We start from the raw sequence: 13,468 nt of genomic DNA, 5'->3' as shown, positions 1-13,468 counted from the left end.
GCCGGTCCTTAAACGGACAGATTATCGCCGGCAAAAATCGGTTCGACGTCACCCGTTTTCCATTGCGGGAACTTCACCATGGCCGTCAAAAATACATCCGACTCCAAATGACCTGCGAGCCAATTTTGCAGGGCCGGTAAGGGCAATGCATCAAACCAGAGGCGATCAACATTGGCGAATTGCCGCAAAAAGGGGAATATTGCAAAATCCACCAGACGCGGGCGGTCATCCAGTAAATTTGCCGTCACAGCCAATCGCTTGTCGAGCTTGTCCAGAAAGGCAGCGCCAGCAGTACGATGAGCCAGGGGATCAACATTTTCGTAGCGGGTAGGATATTTATACCGGTCGAGATGATTCTTAAAATCACTGTCGGCTTCGGCAATTAAATCAGCTCCGGCCGTCACGTTTTTCGTCCACTGCGCGGGATCATTGCGCTGCAAGGCCCATTGCATGATCGCGAGACTTTCATCAATTACCGGGCCGTTTTCTGGCACCAAAACCGGAACGGTTGCTTTGGGAGAAGCAGTGATCATTTCCGCTGGCTTATCTCGCAGAACGACCTCGCGCAAACGCACCGGTGTTTGACTGCTCAGCAAGGCCATGCGCGCGCGCATCGCATAAGGGCATCGCCGAAAACTATAAAGTATCGGGCGCTTAGTCATGGAGTCCCCAAATGCTGACGGCCTTCCTTTGCCGCCTTTTCCACTTGCCGCTGGCGCTCGCGATAGCGCGCGCGCTGTTCATCGCTGCGGCTGTCATAACAATGGGGACAGGCTTCCCCGGGAATATATTGCGGTGATTCCCGTTCCGCTGGATTGAGCGGCATTCGGCAGGCGTGACATTGATCATAATCACTCTGCTTCAAGCCATGGCCAACCGCAACACGCTGATCGAACAAAAAGCAGTCGCCTTGCCAGCGGCTATTCTGCTCTGGGACATGTTCCAGATATTTCAAAATACCGCCCTTAAGATGATGCACATTGTCAAAGCCCTGCGCCTTTACATAAGCCGTAGCTTTCTCGCAGCGAATACCGCCAGTACAAAACATCGCAATTTTGGGCGAGGGTTCAGCGCTGGATTTGAGCTGTTCGGCAAAATCATCAAACCAAGCAGGAAAGTCGCGAAATGTTTCCGTGTCTGGATTAATCGCCCCTTCAAAGCTTCCAATGGCCACCTCATAAGCATTGCGCGTGTCGATAACGATGGTGTCAGGATCCGACACCATGGCGTTCCAGTCTGCCGGATCGACATAATCACCCTTGGCGCGAGCGGCATCAATGCCCTCCACACCCATGGTGACAATTTCCTTTTTCAGCCGGACTTTCATACGCAAAAAGGGTATATGATCAGCGGTTGAATATTTCACTTCCAGACCTGAAAATTGCGGCATATCCCGCAGGAATTCGACAAGAGCATCTATTGCTTTTGCTGTGCCAGCAATGGTGCCGTTAATCCCTTCAGCCGCCAATAGGATCGTGCCTTTAAGCCCATGATCTTCACAGGCTTGCAAGAGTATCGGTTTCAGCACCGCCGGATCATCCACGACGGCGAAATGATAAAGTGCGGCCACTTTAAACGGATGCGCTATTTCGGTCATGCCGCGCCTATAGGCGGCTCGGGTATGAATTTCCAACCCTTCCCGCTTGCATGGTCCACAAGTTCATCGCATAGCATGGCCATGGTTCCCCTTTCGTTCGCTCATCATCTTTTTCAAATTGTCGGAAAAACCGCACTTTATTGGCCGCGCGAACAGGCCTTGTTGGTAGCGGATTTACATCTTGAAAAAGCGAGTTTTTTCGCACGTCAGGGCCAAATGCTTCCGCCTTATGATAGCCGGGCCACATTGGACAATCTGGCCCAATTAATAACCGACACCGGCGCCCGAAAAATTTTTTGCCTCGGCGATAATTATCATGATGATCAAGGAGAAGCGCGACTTGAAAATGAAGCCGCAACTTTGCTCGCCAAGCTGACACAAAATATCCAGTGGATTTGGATTAGCGGCAATCACGACCGCGACGTTTCTGGTTTATGGGGCGGAGAAGTGATGGAAGAGTGGCAAGGGCAGGGTATTATATTGCGCCACGAAGCCACGCGCGATACAGATTTGCCCGAAATTTCTGGTCATTTTCACCCCAAATTGCGCGTGTCGGTCCACGGCCGCCATGTCTCGCGGCGGTGCTTCGTCAAGGCGCAAGACCATTTAATCATGCCGGCATTCGGTGCCCTCACAGGCGGCTTGGCCGCAGATCATCCAGCGATTGAACAGGCTGTTGCTGGGCCGGCCGATGCGCTCATCGCCGTACAGAAAAAACTGCTGCGTTTCGACCTCGGATTTGCCGCTGCAAATGGCCCGAAAATTGATCAACCGGAATTGCCTTTATCTTGAGCGGATTTTCGGTCTGGCCAAAGCCAATAACGGGCTGCTACCAGCGCCGCGATGCGGCGATTCGAACCCTTTCATGAACAATTGGCGATACTCGACCAAGCCGGTCGCAAGCGCAAACTCATGCGACCCCGTGGCCGCGATTTTTCTTCCAATGATTATCTCGGTTTAGCGCGCAGCGAATATCTCAAGACCATCTCCCATGCTGCAATTCAAAACGGGATCCCGCACGGATCTGGTGGTTCCCGTCTCCTGGGAGGCAATCATGATGAGCATGAGCATCTCGAGACTTTTGCGGCGGAACATTATGGCGCGCAAGCGGCACTGTTTTTCAGCAGCGGCTATTCTGCCAATCTCGCCCTATTTTCAACATTGCCGCAAAGAAACGATCTGGTTGTTTATGACGCCTGGGTGCATGCCAGCACTCATGACGGCATGAAATTGGGCCGCGCCATCTGCCAACCGTTTGAACACAACGATCTGGAAAGCCTCACCAATCGAATCACCAGCTATCGACAAAATGGCGGGACCGGCACGATTTGGATCGCGGTGGAAAGCCTGTACAGCATGGACGGTGATCAGGCACCGCTGGCCGAACTTGCGGCTTTGGCCGATCGCCATGACGCCATATTGATCATCGACGAAGCCCATGCCGTGGGCATATTCGGTGCGGACGGCAAAGGCCTGTCTGCGCAATTGGGTCAACGGGATAATATGATTATTTTGCGAACCTGCGGCAAGGCGCTTGGCGTGGAAGGCGGCTTAATCACTATGGCCGCCGTCTTGCGGGATTTCTTTATCAATCGGGCGCGGGCCTTTATCTTTTCTACCGCGCCCAGCCCCCTGACCGCGCATCTGGTGCGCAAGGCCATTGTACATATCGCAGAAAATTCCGACCTGCCGCGACAGCTTCATGGGCATATTGCCTTTGCTGAGCAGCAATTTTCTGAACTGCGCGATGGACTGGAATCCAAAAGCCAGATCCTCCCGATCCTCATAGGCAATGATCGCAAGGCTGTGACATTGGCAGAACGGCTGCAGAGCCAAGATTTTGACGTGCGGGCCATTCGGCCACCAACCGTGCCCGCGGGTACAGCAAGACTGCGTATTTCACTGACCTTGAACGTGTCCCGCGATGAGATAGCCGCATTGGCCCAATTATTGACCATGATCCGAAAGGAAGAACAGACCATATGAATCCCCGATTTGTGATAACCGGAACGGATACGGATATAGGAAAAACGATTTTTTCAGCCGCCCTGACCGCGGCCTTGGACGCTTATTATTGGAAGCCGGTTCAAGCCGGGTTGGACGAAGAAACCGACAGTGAAATCGTAGCGCGACTGGGCGCCCATCATGGCTCCAAAATATGGCCCGAAAAATATCGGCTAAAAATTCCCGCATCCCCACATTTTGCTGCGGCACAAGAGGGGGTTTGTTTGTCTGCTGATCAATTGTCGATTCCGGATGTCCCAGGGCCTTTGGTGATTGAAGGCGCAGGAGGCGCCTTGGTCCCGTTAAATGACCAGCTGCTTTACGCTGATCTTTTTGCCCAGTGGAACCAGCCCGTCATTCTGGTCGCTTCCACGCGTTTGGGAACGATTAATCATAGCCTTTTGACGATTGAAGCCCTCAACCATCGGAAAGTTCCCATATGGGGGATTGCCTTTATCGGTGATGAAGTGATCGACAGTCAAAATACCATTTGCCGTATCGGCCGCGTGAAAAATCTTGGACGCTTGCCGATGCTTAGCGATTTAACCGCTGACAATCTGTCCAAAGCTTTTAGCCGCCATTTTAAACGGGATGATTTCATAGCAGCATGACAAAAATCTGGCACCCTTTTACGCAACATGGTCTGGGACAGACCATTCCCAAAATCACGCGCGCGCAAGACGCCATTTTATACACGCAGGATGGCCGGGAAATAATCGATGGCATTTCCAGTTGGTGGGTTCAGACCCATGGCCATTGCCATCCGCAAATTGTCGCGGCGATACAGCAACAAAGCGCACAGCTCGACCAGATAATTTTTGCTGGCTGGACCCATGAACCAGCCCAAATTCTGGCTGATGGCCTTGCCGAATTTTTGCCAAAATCACTCGATCATATTTTCTTTTCTGACAGCGGTTCAACGGCAGTTGAGGTCGCGCTGAAAATGGCGCTGGGCTATTGGCACAATCGCGGTGAACAGCGGCACCATATCTTGGTGATGGATCACAGCTATCATGGCGATACCATTGGAGCGATGTCGGTCGGCGCGCGCGGTGTTTTCAATCAGGCTTATGGGCCGCTATTATTTGATGTGAGCGCTGTCCCCTTTCCCAAACCCGATGCCGTTCAAGCAACACTGGATGCCTTGACCGCTGCTTGTCGTGATCCCGATAATCGGCCCGCAGCATTCATTGTTGAGCCGTTGGTCCTCGGTGCAGGAGGAATGCTCACCTATGCCCCGACAATATTGGCCGAGATGCGCAACATCTGTAGCGCCCATGACGTCTTGTTCATCGCCGATGAAGTCATGACAGGTTGGGGGCGAACCGGGACTATTTTCGCGTGTGAACAAGCCGGCATTGAACCCGATATCTTGTGTATGGCCAAAGGCCTGACAGGCGGTGTTGTTCCCCTGGCAGTGACCGCCGCGACAACCCCAATTTTTGACGCGCATTATTCTCCAGATCGGTCAAAAATGTTTTTCCATTCCAGCAGCTTCACGGCCAACCCTATTGCCTGCGCCGCCGCCAATGCAAATCTCGAAATTTGGCGAAACCAGCCGGTTCAAAAGCGGATTGATCATATTGTTCAACGTCATGCGCAATTTGCAGAGCAGCTGCAACGCTATGACTCGACAACCAATGTCCGCCAATGCGGTACGATACTCGTTTTTGAAATAGCCGATAGCCATGGCCATTATATGTCCACGCTCGGGCCTGAGTTATTGCGGTTTTTTGCCGAAGAAAATGTCTTGCTGCGCCCGCTCGGAAACACGGTTTACATCATGCCCCCTTATTGTATCACCGATGCGCAGCTAAGCCGCATCTATACAGTGGTGGAGGCCGCAATCGATGAATTTGCTTAGCACCGGTTAAGCTTGATCGGTATGATATTTTGCATAATCAATCCAAAAACGGCATAGATTACAAATGATTATTGTTGATTCGCTCATGGTGAAAATTGCGCTGATCGGTTTGCTCGGCATTGGCGCACAATGGGTCGCCTGGCGAACCGGCCGGCCGGCCATTGCCTTAATGCTCATTGTCGGGATTATCGCTGGCCCAGTTCTGGGCATTATCGATCCCGAACGCGATTTTGGCGCGCTGCAAGAGCCGATTATCAAATTGGCGGTCGCGGTGATTTTGTTCGAAGGCGGATTGAGCCTCAATTTCCGCGAGCTGCGTCAGGCTGGCGGGGCGGTGTTCATGATGATTTTCATATCCGGTCCGATCGCGTGGATATTGGGAACGGCTGCGGCCCATTATGGAGCCGGACTGTCCTGGGAAATATCCGCCTTGCTTGGCGGAATCATGATCGTTACCGGACCCACAGTGATTGGACCGATGTTACGGACATTGCGGGTGCCTTCGCGAGTCCGCAATGTGTTGAAATGGGAAGGCATTGTAAATGACCCGATTGGCGCGCTTTTGGCCGTCGGCATTTATGCTTATATCACCTATGAAGGGCCAAATGCGAATATCGCCGCGATCAGCATGGATGTATTGGCAGCTAGTTTTCTTGCCGGTCTCATTGGCGCCGCTTTGGGCTATGCCATTACCTGGCTCTTTCCGCGGGGCCATGTTCCCGAATATCTCAAAGCGCCCTTTTTGCTGATCACCGTTATTGGCGGTTTTGTCGTTGCCGATTTGATCATGCACGAAACCGGGTTGATCACCGTGACCGTCATGGGCGTGGTTTTGGCCAATCGGCATATATATTCAAGCCAGGCCTTGCACCGATTCAAAGAAGATCTCGCCGTTTTGCTGATATCCGGCGTGTTCATAATTTTGTCCGCCACGCTGGATATGGAAACGGTTCAACAATTCCGACCGCAATTTGTCATCTTCCTGATATTGCTGCTGTTCGTGGTCCGGCCAATTTCTGTGTTGGTGGCGTTGCTGTTCAGTTCCTTGCCTTGGCGCGAGCGATTATTCATCGCCTGGATCGCCCCGCGCGGTATTGTCGCTGTGGCAATTACCGGTCTTTTTGCCATTCGCCTTGTCGACTATGGTCTGCCCGGAGCGGAGGCGTTGGTTCCGTTGAGCTTCGCGGTCGTCATCGCGACAATTTTTGCGCATGGCTTTTCGGCTGCTTGGGTGGCAGAACGGCTGGGTATTAACGAAGGAAAAGGCGAGGGTATTTTGATCGTCGGCGCTACCCGATGGTCGGTCGCCTTGGGAAAAATCCTCAAATCCCTCAATATCAAAGTCTTAATCGCCGACACCAGTCAATTTGCCTTGCGCCGCGCGCGCCACGAAGAGTTGGACGTGCATTTGGGCGATATATTGGATGAAGCCCATAATGATCATATCGAGCTGGGCGAGTTTCAACATATGATTGTGGCCACGGATAATGATAGCCAGAACCAATTGATCACCGCAGATCTGGGCCCGGAAATGGGCTTTGACCAGATTAGCCGCCTGTCCAATGATCGCGGCGGCAAGGCCAAGAGCAAAATTGGTCATGGTCGCATTTTGTTCGAATCCGGAGCCGATTTTAACAGCTTGTTGGACCGGGAACGGGATGGCTGGCGATTCAGCAAGACCAATATTACCGAAATTTTTTCAGCAGATGAATATCGCAAAAACCTGGAAGAAAATGAAGAACCGCTTGCGGTGTTGAAAGAAGACCGCCGTTTGTTGTTTTTTGCCACGGACGCCAAGCCGGTCATTGAAAATGGTGATGTGGTGCTCAGTTTTGTGGCGCCAGATTCACCAGAAGAACGCAAAGCCGGCCGAATGGCCAAAGGCGCGGAAAAAACCGGGGACAAAAACGGCGATATGCAAAGCGAAAGCTAGTCTCGCGGTCCGAATAAGGCCGTGCCCACACGAACATGGGTTGCGCCCAGCTGAATAGCGGTTTCAAAATCTCCCGACATACCCATGCTCAGCCCCGTCAAGCCATGATCTTTAGCCAATTTGGCCAAAAGAGCGAAATAGGGTGCTGGCTCGCGCTGCGAAGGCGGGACACACATCAGTCCGACAACAGGAATATGCGCCGACTGGGCCGATTCCAAAAGAGCTGGCAAATCGCCAATAGTGCAACCGCCTTTCTGTTCCTCTTCGCCAATATTGACCTGAAGATAGCAAGGAATATAGCGATCATGCTTGTCCATCGCCTTAGCCAAAGTCTTGACCAATGAAATCCGGTCAAGCGAGTGGATGGCATCAAAAAGCTGTACCGCATCCTCGGCTTTATTGGATTGCAGCTGCCCGACAAGATGGACAGCCAGCTTGTCATAGCTTGCCCGCAGCACTGGCCATTTGCTCGCGGCTTCTTGAACCCGGTTTTCTCCGAATAACCGATGACCGGAATCGAGCAACGGACGAATTTCATCTGCTGTTCGCGTCTTGGAAATTGCGATCAGCTCGACATCCGCCGCTACCCGTTTCGCGCGCTCGGCCGCTTTGGCAATTGTCGCATCGACAGCGCGCAGTCGCTCGGTGGTTTCGCTCATATCACTCATAAATTCTCAATTGGCTATTGCGCGCCTATATGGCAGGTGATCCATATGTACCAGCCCTGCTTTTCCGATTTCTATCCGTCTGTCTGGTTGTTCACAGATGCGCGCAATGATCACCGGTTGGAACAGACTATCGCTGCGTTGCCGCGCGGGTGCGGTATTGTTTTTCGCCATTATCATCTGCCCAGCAACGCCAGAAGGCAACGGTTTCAAACAATAAAAGCGCTGGCTGCGCGCGCGGATCATATATTGCTGTTAGCCGATTCTGCCGCGCTCGCCCGCCAATGGGGTGCAGATGGCGTCCATGGCCGGCAATGGAAAAGGTCGCAGACCATAGGATTGCTGCACAGCGCCCCTGTCCATAATGCCCGTGAAATACGGCAAGCCCATCAGATAGGCGCAGATTTGCTGTTTCTATCCCCCGCATTTGGAACCCGCTCCCATCCGGGCGAGAAACCATTGCATCGTGCGCAATTGCGCCGGCTGATTGCAATGGCGCAAAAACCGGTCCTTTTGTTGGGCGGTGTCGACAACAGGAAATTTGGCCACATGTCCGATCTCGGAGCGCAGGGCTGGGCCGCCATTGATGGCCTGACGGTCTAAAAATTTAATTGTGAAAAGCCGCAATTAGAAACGGAATTGGGTTCCGACATAAACTGCCTGGCTATCCTGACGCGAATCCGTCAGCGGTGCCATCCGATCGCGTTCATTCTTCAAGCGAACACCGGCGGTCACATCAAGATTGCGAGTCACGGAATAGCTGCCGCCCAGATCAAGCGAATAATCTTTTTCGCTCGCTCTCAAAGCGCCCGGAGCGGCACCAAGCGGTGTTTTTGCATCCAAAGAGACGCGCGGGTTAAACCGGCTCTTCTTACCGGCTTTGTCCGAATCTTTATCCTCGGAATCCAGTCCGATGCCGATTTCTGAAAGGTCGGGAAGATTGTCGCCCAGTTTCTTCACTGGGATAGCAAAGCTGTTCAAGCCTTTGGCTGTGCCTAGGCTAAAGGATGTTTGCGTGATTTTTGCTGGCGTAAGAACCGCATTGCCCGGCGCCGCAGCAACAATATTCTCGCGAATAGAAATGGCTTTGGTCGAGGCGTCTTGGCGAACCACAACGGTAAGTGCGCGATCACCACTTGTCGTGCCACCCGCAGGTGTGAATTTAAATTGAGTCTTGCTCCGCAGCGTGCTGCGCTTGAAGCTCGCCGCCAGCTCTGGATCAGCCCCAGCAGTTGTAAAAGAACCGATTGTATTCAGCGCCCGCAACGATACGGCATTGCTCTGTTCGGATAATACCCGTGCCAATGCTGGAGATATGGCAAGACCGGACGCAGCGAGTCCCGCTGCTAACCAACCCAAAAGATTGCCATTTTTCTTCATGACGACGGTATTTTTCCCTTGTTATGCTGTGGCTATATCAAATTTTTCGGCCAGAGACGAGTCAACTTGCTGATTTTGTCTGATTTTCTTGATCTGCACTGTTTCTGTTGCAGATCGGTTACGGTTTCCATTTATATTGGCTTTTCTCTACCCGATAAAAGCTGAACGACAGATGATCGCGCGACTCGCCGTGAACCGGTTTGATCGCGTAAGACTGCTATTCAACTGCTATTCACGAAAGACCAAGCAAGAGCAAAATATTGCGCTTTGGCTTGCCCCTTGCGGCAAAGCAATTATAGAGAGCGTTGAAACGAGATTTTCCGGCAGCTGGCGCAATTCCGAATAGCCATTTCTATCTGCCTTTGAGGAGTAAATTCATGTCCCGCATTTCTTTAACCACCGCAAAAATGCGTCCTTTGGTGATAGGTCTCTCGGCCGTGGCAATGGTCACTGGCCTTTCTGCTTGTGCCAGCGGCGACAAACCGCAAGCGGATCTCGCGGCATCACAAATTACAACCATTGGCGTAAACAGCTATTTGTGGCGGGCGACATTGGACAGCCTGTCTTTCATGCCTTTGACGCAAACCGACAGCAATGGCGGCGTGATCTTGACTGATTGGTATGTGAATCCACAAAATCCATCCGAGCGGATGAAACTCAATATCTCGATTCTTGACCAGGATTTACGAGCCGATGCCCTGCGTGTGGCCGCCTCTCGTCAAGTGCGTAACGGCGGCACCTGGGTTGATGCACCGGTTAAAGCGGCGACCACGCAAAAACTGGAACAGATTATTCTGACTAAGGCACGGGACCTTCGCCGCGGCGCCCTGACCAATTGAGCGCCCTGACCAATTGAGCGGGCTGACCGACGCATTTCAAAACAGGCCGCATCAGCCCCGGCAAAATCAAATAGGACGATCATGACCGACCAGCGTTTCAACCCTTTATCGGCGGACAAACGCTGGCAAACCCGCTGGTCTGAAGACGGCGTTTTTGAAGCGAATAATGATTCTGCAAAACCGCGCAGCTATGTGCTGGAAATGTTCCCCTATCCCTCGGGGCGGATTCACATGGGTCATGTCCGCAACTATACAATGGGCGATGTTCTCGCCCGGTTTCGGCGGATGCAAGGCTATGAAGTGCTCCACCCAATGGGTTGGGATGCATTTGGGATGCCGGCAGAAAATGCCGCGATGGAAAAGAAAGTCCATCCCGGCGAATGGACCCGGGCCAATATTGCGGGCATGCGAGACCAGATTAAGCGATTGGGTTTTGCGCTAGATTGGAGCCGCGAAATCGCGACTTGCGAGCCTGATTATTATGGTCACGAGCAGGCTTTATTCATTGATATGTTCGAAGGCGGACTGGTTTATCGCAAAGAATCTGCGGTCAATTGGGATCCGGTTGACATGACTGTTCTTGCCAATGAACAAGTGATTGACGGCAAAGGTTGGCGCTCCGGCGCAGCGGTGGAAAAACGCAAACTCAGCCAATGGTTTTTGAAAATTACCGATTTTGCTGATGCTCTGCTGGATGGCCTTGATGAGCTTAAGGGATGGCCGGAAAAAGTCCGTACCATGCAAGAAAATTGGATCGGCAAATCTCAAGGTCTGCAATTTCACTTTTCGCTGGCAGAAAAACAAGGCGCGATTGAAACCGTAGAAGTTTTTTCAACCCGCCCCGATACGATATTTGGCGCAAGCTTTGTTGCTTTGTCCGCTGACCATCCCTTGGCTCAACAGCTGGCGCAGAAAAATGATGCTCTTGCTGCCTTTTGTGAAGACTGCAAAAAAAGCGGAACCACAGCGGCCGAATTGGAGACGATGGAGAAAAGAGGCTTTGATACAGGCCTTACCGTTACCCATCCGCTGGACTCATCGTGGCACTTACCGGTCTTTGTCGCCAATTTCGTGCTGATGGACTATGGCACCGGAGCGGTTTTTGGTGTTCCCGCCCATGATCAGCGCGATCTTGATTTTGCCCGTAAATATGCGCTTCCGGTCACCCGTGTTGTCGCCGCGGCAGGAGAAGAAGACACGGCTATCGGGACGGAGGCCTATACCGGTCCGGGTCAATTGGTAAACAGCCGAATGCTCGACGGCCTCGATATCCTCACAGCGCAGCAGACGGTTATAGATCAAGCCGAAGCCGAGAAATGGGGTAAGGCGCAGACAACCTGGCGCCTGCGCGACTGGGGCGTTTCGCGCCAACGCTATTGGGGAACCCCGATTCCGATCATCCATTGCGACGATTGCGGGGCGGTTCCGGTGCCCAAAGATCAATTGCCGGTCACCTTGCCAGATGACGTCAATTTTGACATTCCCGGCAATCCTCTCGAACGCCACGCAACATGGAAACATGTTGATTGCCCAAAATGCGGCAAACCGGCGCAGCGCGAGACCGATACATTGGACACTTTTACCAATTCCAGCTGGTATTTCCTGCGCTTTGCCAGCCAGCCGGACAATCTGCCTTTTGACGCCGAAACCGTGCAAAAATGGATGCCGGTCTCTCAATATATTGGCGGCATTGAACATGCCATTTTGCATTTGCTATATGCCCGATTCTGGACCCATGCGCTGGCTTCACTGGGGCGGCTTGATTTTACCGAGCCGTTTGAAAGCTTGTTTACCCAAGGCATGGTCACCCACGAAACCTATTTTGAAACGGTTGAAAATACCGAAACCGGCGCGGATCAAATCGTCTATTACAGCCCCGATGAAGTCGAACATCGCGAAGGCGGCGTGTTTAAAGCATCGGGCGGGGCACCGATTGCCGTTGGACGGATTGAAAAAATGTCCAAGTCCAAGAAAAACGTGGTCGACCCTGATCCCATTATCGAACAATATGGGGCAGACGCGGTGCGCTTTTTCATGCTGTCCGATAGCCCGCCCGAGCGCGACTTGCCTTGGTCAGAGGCGGGAATTGAAGGCAGTTGGCGATTTGTTCAGCGGCTTTGGCGTCTATTTGTGTCGCTCGCGGATGAAACAGAATCCACCGCCGCTGCGCAAGGCGGTGAAGACAAAGCACTACGCCGCAAATTGCATCAAACCATTGCTGGTGTGGCGGAAGATATTGAATCACTGTCGTTCAACAAGGCCGTGGCGAAGATATTTGAACTGATCAATATGATCGAGAAAGCCAAACCATCGTCCGACCGGCATAATGCCATTCGCACCTTGGCTTCTATTGTTGCTCCCATGGTGCCGCATATCGCCGAAGAAGCTTGGGCCTTATTTGGCGAAACTGATTTAATCGCCAATGCATCCTGGCCGGAATTTGATGAAACACTTTTGGTGGAAGATGAAGTGACCATTGCCATTCAGGTGCGCGGAAAATTGCGCGATACGCTTTCCGTTGCCAAAGGCAGCGACAAGTCCACTTTAGAGACGCTTGCGCTGGGCTCCGAGAAAGTGCAGCGTACAATAGATGGGGCGGAAATTAAAAAGGTGATCGTTGTGCCCGACCGATTGGTAAATATCGTTATATGAAATATAAGCGCAAATCGGCGATGGTGGTCGCGGCGAGCCTGTTACTCTCCTCATGCGGATTGCAGCCGCTTTATTCCGGCGGATCCAATGGTGCTGTCGCCACCGCATTAGGCAATGTGACGGTTGAACCGATAGAAGGCAAAGCCGGCTGGCTGATGCGCAATGCGCTGAATGACCAGCTATCCACTTTTGACCGAAGCGAATCGCGATACCGTCTGGTTGTTGAATTGGATGACAAAATTGCCGGTTTTGGCGTCCGCAGCAATGACCGAATTACCCGCGAACGCCGCACTTTGCGGGCGCGCTATCAATTGGTGCGGGTAGCGGACAGTAAAGTGGTGCTGGATGCAACGGCGGGTTCTGATGCGGGTATCGATGTGGTTTCTTCTGAATATGCAACGGTCGCCGCCGAAGAGACCGCGCTGGAAAATCTCTCCACCCGCGTCGCGGATCAAATCGTAAAAAGACTGTCGCTTTTTGCGCGAGAACAAACAAATAGCGCTGCGAATTAAAGGCGGTTAGCGAAAGCAAAAA

General features: G+C 52.4%; 13 protein-coding genes. 9 read left to right on the top strand and 4 right to left on the bottom strand.

All coding sequences use genetic code 11. The annotated features are described in order from the left end of the window. Window positions 1–8 precede the first annotated feature (8 nt). Both ABJU74_RS08240 and ABJU74_RS08235 read right to left on the bottom strand, forming a co-directional pair. Window positions 9–662: a glutathione S-transferase gene (locus tag ABJU74_RS08240; protein ID WP_348383528.1), complete on the bottom strand. Its 654-nt coding sequence runs from the start codon at window positions 660–662 to the stop codon at window positions 9–11. Next, the gene (locus ABJU74_RS08235; RefSeq protein ID WP_348383529.1) at window positions 659–1,597 is read right to left on the bottom strand and encodes a rhodanese-related sulfurtransferase; all 939 of its coding nucleotides are present in this window, start codon (window positions 1,595–1,597) and stop codon (window positions 659–661) included. Before ABJU74_RS08235 ends, ABJU74_RS08240 begins: the two co-directional genes overlap by 4 nt. A gap of 81 nt (window positions 1,598–1,678) precedes the next feature. On the opposite strand from ABJU74_RS08235, the gene pdeM reads away from it, so the two are divergent. The 5 genes from pdeM to ABJU74_RS08210 all read left to right on the top strand — a co-directional run bounded on the left by pdeM (window position 1,679) and on the right by ABJU74_RS08210 (window position 7,398). Further along, window positions 1,679–2,389, top strand: a complete 711-nt coding sequence (gene pdeM / locus ABJU74_RS08230; RefSeq protein ID WP_348384016.1) for a ligase-associated DNA damage response endonuclease PdeM — start codon at window positions 1,679–1,681, stop codon at window positions 2,387–2,389. A 51-nt stretch (window positions 2,390–2,440) separates the two neighbouring features. Continuing rightward, window positions 2,441–3,583 carry an 8-amino-7-oxononanoate synthase gene (locus tag ABJU74_RS08225; RefSeq protein ID WP_348383530.1) on the top strand — a complete coding sequence of 381 codons (1,143 nt, stop codon included), beginning with the start codon at window positions 2,441–2,443 and terminating at the stop codon, window positions 3,581–3,583. After that, entirely contained in the window at window positions 3,580–4,212 is a 633-nt protein-coding gene (gene bioD, locus ABJU74_RS08220; RefSeq protein WP_348383531.1) for a dethiobiotin synthase, read from the top strand. Before ABJU74_RS08225 ends, bioD begins: the two co-directional genes overlap by 4 nt. Continuing rightward, window positions 4,209–5,465: an adenosylmethionine--8-amino-7-oxononanoate transaminase gene (locus ABJU74_RS08215; RefSeq protein ID WP_348383532.1), complete on the top strand. Its 1,257-nt coding sequence runs from the start codon at window positions 4,209–4,211 to the stop codon at window positions 5,463–5,465. Before bioD ends, ABJU74_RS08215 begins: the two co-directional genes overlap by 4 nt. 64 nt (window positions 5,466–5,529) lie before the next feature. Further along, on the top strand, window positions 5,530–7,398 hold the full coding sequence (locus tag ABJU74_RS08210; RefSeq protein ID WP_348383533.1) for a sodium:proton antiporter: 1,869 nt from the start codon (window positions 5,530–5,532) through the stop codon (window positions 7,396–7,398). Here ABJU74_RS08210 and ABJU74_RS08205 read toward each other — a convergent pair. Further along, window positions 7,395–8,066, bottom strand: a complete 672-nt coding sequence (locus ABJU74_RS08205; RefSeq protein WP_348383534.1) for a YggS family pyridoxal phosphate-dependent enzyme — start codon at window positions 8,064–8,066, stop codon at window positions 7,395–7,397. The two genes, ABJU74_RS08210 and ABJU74_RS08205, sit on opposite strands and share 4 nt — an antisense overlap. A 45-nt stretch (window positions 8,067–8,111) precedes the next feature. Between ABJU74_RS08205 and ABJU74_RS08200 the strand changes: the two genes are divergently transcribed. Continuing rightward, the gene (locus tag ABJU74_RS08200; protein ID WP_348383535.1) at window positions 8,112–8,666 is read left to right on the top strand and encodes a thiamine phosphate synthase; all 555 of its coding nucleotides are present in this window, start codon (window positions 8,112–8,114) and stop codon (window positions 8,664–8,666) included. Window positions 8,667–8,690: 24 nt separating this feature from the next. Here the strand turns inward: ABJU74_RS08200 and ABJU74_RS08195 are convergent, their stop codons facing one another. Beyond that, window positions 8,691–9,443, bottom strand: coding sequence for a hypothetical protein (locus ABJU74_RS08195; RefSeq protein ID WP_348383536.1), 753 nt, complete (start codon window positions 9,441–9,443; stop codon window positions 8,691–8,693). A gap of 407 nt (window positions 9,444–9,850) precedes the next feature. Here ABJU74_RS08195 and ABJU74_RS08190 point away from each other — a divergent pair, with 407 nt between their 5' ends. From ABJU74_RS08190 to lptE, 3 genes are all read left to right on the top strand, one after another. Next, the gene (locus ABJU74_RS08190) at window positions 9,851–10,282 is read left to right on the top strand and encodes a DUF3576 domain-containing protein (protein ID WP_348384017.1); all 432 of its coding nucleotides are present in this window, start codon (window positions 9,851–9,853) and stop codon (window positions 10,280–10,282) included. A gap of 81 nt (window positions 10,283–10,363) precedes the next feature. Beyond that, window positions 10,364–12,934, top strand: coding sequence for a leucine--tRNA ligase (gene leuS / locus ABJU74_RS08185; RefSeq protein WP_348383537.1), 2,571 nt, complete (start codon window positions 10,364–10,366; stop codon window positions 12,932–12,934). Further along, window positions 12,931–13,446 carry an LPS assembly lipoprotein LptE gene (gene lptE / locus ABJU74_RS08180; RefSeq protein WP_348383538.1) on the top strand — a complete coding sequence of 172 codons (516 nt, stop codon included), beginning with the start codon at window positions 12,931–12,933 and terminating at the stop codon, window positions 13,444–13,446. The genes leuS and lptE overlap by 4 nt, the downstream gene beginning before the upstream one ends. Window positions 13,447–13,468: the final 22 nt, after the last annotated feature.

Source organism: Parasphingorhabdus sp. (genome assembly GCF_039982415.1).
Lineage (GTDB): Bacteria > Pseudomonadota > Alphaproteobacteria > Sphingomonadales > Sphingomonadaceae > Parasphingorhabdus.
The sequence above is the reverse complement of the archived record's forward strand: the minus strand, read 5'-3'. Positions and strand labels throughout refer to the sequence as shown.